This window comes from Kaistella sp., assembly GCF_049588135.1.
Classification (GTDB): Bacteria; Bacteroidota; Bacteroidia; order Flavobacteriales; family Weeksellaceae; genus Kaistella.
Genome location: NZ_JBAVFG010000229.1, coordinates 1 through 6,278, shown reverse-complemented (window position 1 = coordinate 6,278; position 6,278 = coordinate 1). Strand labels below are relative to the sequence as shown.

Below are 6,278 nucleotides of genomic sequence, written 5' to 3'. Positions count from 1 at the left end.
CAGTAAATTCTTAAAAAATACATGATGAAAAAACTGCTTTTTTTGGCAATAATGTCTTTTGCTCTTTCGGCACAAGCCCAAATTGGAACTTCTAAAAACTTTAGCGACTCCAATTCCAAATGGACTTTCGGTGGCTCGGCTGGATTAGGCGGAAGTTTTGGCAGCAATAATGGTGGAACCTCCATTTATCTTTCCCCAAGAATAGGATACAAACTTACCGAAAGTTTTGAAGCAGGTATCGTTTCTAATCTCACTTGGACTAATTCAAAATACTATTCCTCCAACACGATCGGCGTTGGTCCTTTTCTGAATTACTATGTCGCTAGGAATTTCTATTTAAGCGGAATGTTTCAGGAATATTTCTTTAACCAGAAAAATAAACTCAATAATTTGAAATATTCAGGCGATGAAGCTGCACTTTATTTCGGTGGCGGTTATATGCAACGAATTGGCGACCACGCTTATCTACAAATCGGCGGAATGTATAATGTTTTGTACAAAGAAGATCAATCTGTTTTTGGCAGTGGATTTATCCCAAGTCTAGGAGTCGTTTTTGGACTTTAAATTTCGTAATCACCATTTTTAAAAAAAAAACTTCCCATGAAATCATTCACGGGAAGTTTATATTTGAATAGGTTTTGATTTATTTTTTCAAAGTTTTGAAACCCATTTCGTACAATGCAAAACTCAGTAAATCAGCATTTTCACCAATGACTTGATCGGTGCTTCTTCCTGCACCGTGACCTGCATTTACCTCAATTCTTACTAAAACTGGATTGCTGCAAGATTGTTTTTCCTGTAACTCTGCTCCGAATTTAAATGAGTGAGCCGGAACAACTCGGTCGTCGTGATCGCTTGTAATAATCATGGTTGAAGGATAACAAACTCCTTTTTTCACTTGATGAACCGGCGAATAAGATTTCAGATAATCAAACATTTCTTTGCTGTCTTCCGCAGTTCCGTAATCGTAACTCCAACCAGCACCAGCAGTGAATTTATTATAACGCAACATATCTAAAACGCCAACGCCTGGGAAAGCAACTTTTGCCAAATCTGGACGCATCGTCATGGTTGCTCCAACTAAAAGTCCGCCATTTGAACGACCAGAAAGAGCCATGTAGTTTTTGGAAGTATAGCCTTTCTTTTGCAAATATTCACCAGCTGCGATGAAATCTTCAAACACATTTTTTTTCTGCATTTTTGTTCCTGCATCGTGCCATTTCTTTCCGTATTCACCGCCACCACGAATGTTTGGAACAGCGTAAATTCCACCATTTTCCATCCAAATTGCATTGACTACAGAAAAAGCAGGTTGTAAACTGATATTGAATCCGCCATAAGAATACAAAATCGTAGGATTTTTTCCGTCGAGTTTCAATCCCTTTTTATAGTTGATCATCATCGGAATTTTCGTTCCGTCTTTTGAAGTGTAGAAAACTTGTTCTGAAACATAATCTTCTGGATTGAATTTTACTTTTGGCTTCTGATACACTTCCGTTTTTCCAGTATCAGCATTCAATTTATAAATGGTTGGTGGCGTGATATAATTGGTGAAAGAAAAATATAAATCTTTCTGTTCTTCTTTTCCGCCAAATCCCGATGCAGTACCAATTCCAGGCAAATTAATGGTTCGGATAAGTTTCCCATTATAATCAAATTGCTTCACCGACGTTACGGCATCTTTCATATATTTTGCGAAGATAAATCCTCCGCCAGTTGAAACACTTAATACGTTTTCGGTTTCTGGAATTACATCTGTCCAAACATTAGGATTCTTAATGTCAAATTTCACCAAACGCATATTCGGAGCGTTTTTATCGGTTAAAGCATAAATAAGATCACCTTTTGAATCGATAAAATTCGTATTGAAATCATATCCTTTTTGAATCGGAAGAAAATCGGTTTTGTTTTTTAAATCTTTGATGTACAATTCATTTCCATTGGTCGCTTCTGAAGCATTCAAAATTTCGTAACGCTCATCATCTGAAACGCCAATGTTCATATAGCGTCTTTTGAAATTTTCGCCACCAATAATAAGTTTATCTTCCGACTGTTTCGTTCCTAATTGATGAAAATACACTTTGTGAGTATCTGTTTTTGCAGAAAGTTCAGACCCTTTCGGTTTGTCGTAACTTGAATAAAAGAAACCTTCATCGCCTAACCAGGAGGCTCCAGAAAATTTAACATCGATAATGGTTTCATCGATTTTTTCTTTTGTTAAAGCATTAAGGATGATGATTTTATTCCAGTCGCTTCCGCCTTCAGAAATAGAATAAGCAACCAAATTTCCTTTTTTATTAAAGGAAACTCCGGCTAAAGAAGTCGTTCCTTTTTCCGAAAATTTATTGGGATCAAGAAAAACTTCGGTCTTTCCATTTTTATCTATTCTGTACAAAACAGATTGCGCTTGAAGTCCGTCGTTTTTATAGAAATAAGCAAAATCGCCTTCTTTGAAAGGAGCGCCAATTTTCTCGTAATTCCAGATGTCTTTCAGTTGCTTGCGAATTTCTTCTCGGAAAGGAATTTTAGAAAGATAATCATTGGTAAAAGCAACTTCTCGTTTCACCCAATCTTTGGTGTCTTCCGCGCGGTCGTCTTCTAGCCAACGGTAAGAATCATTTATTTTTGTTCCGAAATAATCATCAAAATGATCTATTTTTTTGGTTTCGGGATATTTCAAATTATTGCTCATTTTCTGCGCTGTACAAGTTGCAAACATTAATCCGGCTGCACTTACTGCAAAGGTTTTAAAATTCATATTGGTAAGATTTGCTCAAAAATACCATTATTTAGTGAAAGCAAAAAATTCTAATTTAAATAACATATTTGTGAATTTAGTTTTCAATTTTAGTAAAAATTAATATTTTTAAGGCGAACTTTAACAAAAATTTAAAATTAATTGAGAGCTTAAGGGAATACAATTTGCTAAGTTTACAATTCACAATTTTTAATATGAGAAAAGAAACAGGGATTGTATTAGCAGGAAGTGTAGGACTAATAGTTGGTCTTACTTTATTTGGTGTCAGAAAGTTTTTATTGAAAAAGAGAAAAGAATATGATGATTATTATGCTGATTTTCATCGTCATTTTGAAAGGAAACACAAAGACGACGCTAATGACGGTGTTGAATTTTTATCCGTTCGATAACTTATTTAAAAAGTAAAAGATTCTGTTTTCAATGAAAACAGAATCTTTTTTATATAAAAACATCAAATCCTTTAAACCAACTTTCGAGTATTAATCATCTATTTTGATAATTTAGACTTCTAATTCTCTTAAAAATAAACTTTTTAGTTACTTTTACTCAAATTTTTAATTCATGGTTTTAAGCAGAATTTGGAGCGCATTTATTATCATAGCGATTATTGTTGGAAGTATTAAATATATTGGTTCCGATCATTACAAAGCAATTTATAATGATATGGTCGTTGGAAAAAGTGGCGATACTGTACAAATTGCAACTAAAAATATTAGCGAGTTAAATCCTGAAATAAAAAATGCTTTACTGTTAAAGCCTACTTTTGAGCAAAACAGGATTCATTACAAAACCGATTCTGCGAAATCTCAAGTTGCGGTTTACAGAGTTCAGGCAACTGATGGTGTAATTGGAACATCTGAAACTGCGGTGAAAATTTGTTTGGGATTAATTGGTATTATGACCTTATTTATGGGATTCATGAGCATCGCCGAAAAAGCTGGCGGGATTAATTTATTATCTCGAATGATTCAGCCTTTTTTTTCTAAATTATTTCCTGAAATTCCAAAAAACCACCCATCTTTTGGACATATGTTGCTGAATTTTTCCGCCAATCTTTTAGGTTTAGATAATGCTGCAACGCCATTTGGTCTAAAAGCGATGGAAAGTTTACAAACCCTGAATCCCGATAAAGACCGGGCGAGCAATTCCCAAATTATGTTTCTATGTTTGCACGCAGGAGGATTGACTTTAATTCCGGTTTCTATTATTGCAATCCGGGCTTCAATGGGATCTCACACGCCAACCGATATTTTTCTTCCGTGTATGATTGCGACCTTTGCAGCAACTTTGGCTGCAATGATCGTGGTTTCGCTTTATCAAAAAATTAATTTATTGCAACCTGTCGTCATCGCTTACGTTGGTGGGATTTCCGCGATTATTGGTTTATTGGTTGTTTATTTAGTGAGCTTAAGCAAAGAAGGTCTTGATAATTTCAGCATGTTATTGAGCAACGGAATTATTCTTCTTATTTTTCTTGCGATTGTTTTGGGCGCACTGTACAAAAAAATTAATGTCTTCGATGCTTTTATTGATGGCGCAAAAGAAGGTTTTTGGACTTGTGTCAAAATCATTCCATATTTGGTAGGAATGTTAATTGCAATTTCACTTTTAAGAACTTCCGGCGTTTTCGATGTTTTGATCGACGGAATGAAATGGGTCGCACAAGTCGTTGGTTTTGACACGAGATTTGTCGATGGTTTACCAACAGCTTTAATTAAACCACTTTCCGGTTCCGGAGCGAGAGGAATGATGGTCGATACGATGCAGACTTTCGGTGCAGACAGTTTTCAGGGAAGATTAGCCGCAGTTTTACAAGGAAGTTCAGACACGACTTTCTATGTAATTGCCATTTATTTCGGAGCCGTAGGAATTAAAAACACGAGATATACCGTAACAGCAATGCTTTTGGCAGATTTGGTGGGAATTATTACTTCGGTTATTTTGGCGTATATTTTCTTTGCATAAACGGGTGCAAGATTCAGGATACAAGGTGCAGGGAACGAGGTTATATATTTAAAAATTTGAGATATGAGTTACAATAAACTTAACATTTATAACCTCTCTTTTGAGTTGTTTATCGAAACGCATCGACTCTCTTTTCGACTGCCAAAATATGAATTATATGAACTCGGAAGTCAGTTAAGACGTTCATCAGATTCTGTTAATTCTAATATTGTCGAAGGTTATGGCAGACGAATGTATAAAGCCGACTACATTAGATTTCTTGTATTTTCGCATAGCAGTTGTGATGAAACCACCAATCATATATTAAAGATTACACATCTATATCCTGATATTACAGAATTTAATGAGATACTTGAAAAATATAAACTTTTAGGAGGAAAACTCCATAATTATATAGAATATGTCAAAAATAATTGGCGCGCATAACCCTGAACCATGCAACTTGTAACTTGTAACTTGTAACTTGTAACTTGCACCAAAATAAATAAACCATGATACACGACAAAGATTACATCATCCGCATTGTAAAACAATTTTCAGAATTTCTTTCTAAAATGATTTTGGGAGGAAGCAATGGCGATCTTGCAGAACTTCAAAGGATTTTCGATACCAATATGAACGATACGTTTAAAATGGATTTTGAAACATTATCTTCGAAATCTACAGATGAAATTGTTCAATTGATCAATGACAAAGATAAAAGCCATCATATTCCTTACTTCGAATTGTTGGGAAACCTGTTCTACTTTAAAAATAAAGAAAATCCGAATCCTGATTTTGCGGCAAAAGCCATTGTTTTCTACGAAAAATATTTACAAATCAGCGGTGTTTTTTCGATGCCGATTGTGAGTAGAATTGGGGAATTGAAAAAAAATTAAGATGAAAAAAAGTCTATCTAAATGTTATTGCATTTTAACAATTATATTCGGTTTATTTACGAATGCACAGAATATGAAAGTTGTTGATACAAGCAGCAAACCATTGGCAAATGTCTTGGTTTTCGATAGAGAAGCAAATCTTTTAACCAGAACCGATATCGAAGGAAATTTTGACAAAAAAGACATTGAGCCTATACAAGATTTCTATATTTTCAAACAAGAAAATGCTCTTGAAGACACCATTTATTCTAAAAATTTTTCGAATAATATTATTCTCAACAACAGAACGGTGCAGATTCCAGAAGTGATAATCAGTTCAGTTGCAAAACCAAATTATATTGTTATTCGGGGTTATTTTAATAATTATATCACCCTCAACAAAAAGTTAAATTGTTATATTGATGGAATTGTGGAATATACGTTTGATTATAAAACAAAAAAACACATCAATAGTAATCTTATACAATACAGAACATTTATTTTAAAAGAAAATAATTTTGATCGAAAAAAAATTGCATCATTTGCATTCGAAGACATGATTCGCATTCCTGAATTGGAAAAATTAACCGATCCTGAAGAAATCAAAAGCAATAAAAATTTGGTTTGGAAAAAAAATATTGATGACCAAAATAATACAGCAGACTTTGAGTATAGTAAAGAAAAACTTTCAAACAAAG

6 protein-coding genes and 1 pseudogene are annotated in these 6,278 nt (G+C 34.1%); 6 read left to right on the top strand and 1 reads right to left on the bottom strand.

What is annotated here, in order from left to right:
- Nucleotides 1-24 precede the first annotated feature (24 nt).
- Complete coding sequence (locus WBY99_RS12390; RefSeq protein ID WP_423976646.1) at nt 25-564, top strand: hypothetical protein; 540 nt, start codon at nt 25-27, stop codon at nt 562-564.
- Between the two features lie 79 nt (nt 565-643).
- Here the strand turns inward: WBY99_RS12390 and WBY99_RS12385 are convergent, their stop codons facing one another.
- Nucleotides 644-2,719 (bottom strand): prolyl oligopeptidase family serine peptidase, encoded by a 2,076-nt coding sequence (locus tag WBY99_RS12385; RefSeq protein ID WP_423976647.1) that lies wholly within the window; start codon nt 2,717-2,719, stop codon nt 644-646.
- 233 nt (nt 2,720-2,952) lie between these two features.
- Here WBY99_RS12385 and WBY99_RS12380 point away from each other — a divergent pair, with 233 nt between their 5' ends.
- From WBY99_RS12380 to WBY99_RS12360, 5 genes and pseudogenes are all read left to right on the top strand, one after another.
- Nucleotides 2,953-3,147, top strand: a complete 195-nt coding sequence (locus tag WBY99_RS12380; protein WP_423976645.1) for a hypothetical protein — start codon at nt 2,953-2,955, stop codon at nt 3,145-3,147.
- Between the two features lie 172 nt (nt 3,148-3,319).
- Nucleotides 3,320-4,723 carry a nucleoside recognition domain-containing protein gene (locus tag WBY99_RS12375; RefSeq protein WP_423976644.1) on the top strand — a complete coding sequence of 468 codons (1,404 nt, stop codon included), beginning with the start codon at nt 3,320-3,322 and terminating at the stop codon, nt 4,721-4,723.
- A gap of 63 nt (nt 4,724-4,786) precedes the next feature.
- Nucleotides 4,787-5,149, top strand: a complete 363-nt coding sequence (locus tag WBY99_RS12370; RefSeq protein ID WP_423976643.1) for a four helix bundle protein — start codon at nt 4,787-4,789, stop codon at nt 5,147-5,149.
- A 65-nt stretch (nt 5,150-5,214) separates the two neighbouring features.
- On the top strand, nt 5,215-5,601 hold the full coding sequence (locus WBY99_RS12365; RefSeq protein ID WP_423976642.1) for a hypothetical protein: 387 nt from the start codon (nt 5,215-5,217) through the stop codon (nt 5,599-5,601).
- Between the two features lies 1 nt (nt 5,602).
- Nucleotides 5,603-6,278: pseudogene (locus WBY99_RS12360) on the top strand (hypothetical protein); the annotation flags it as partial.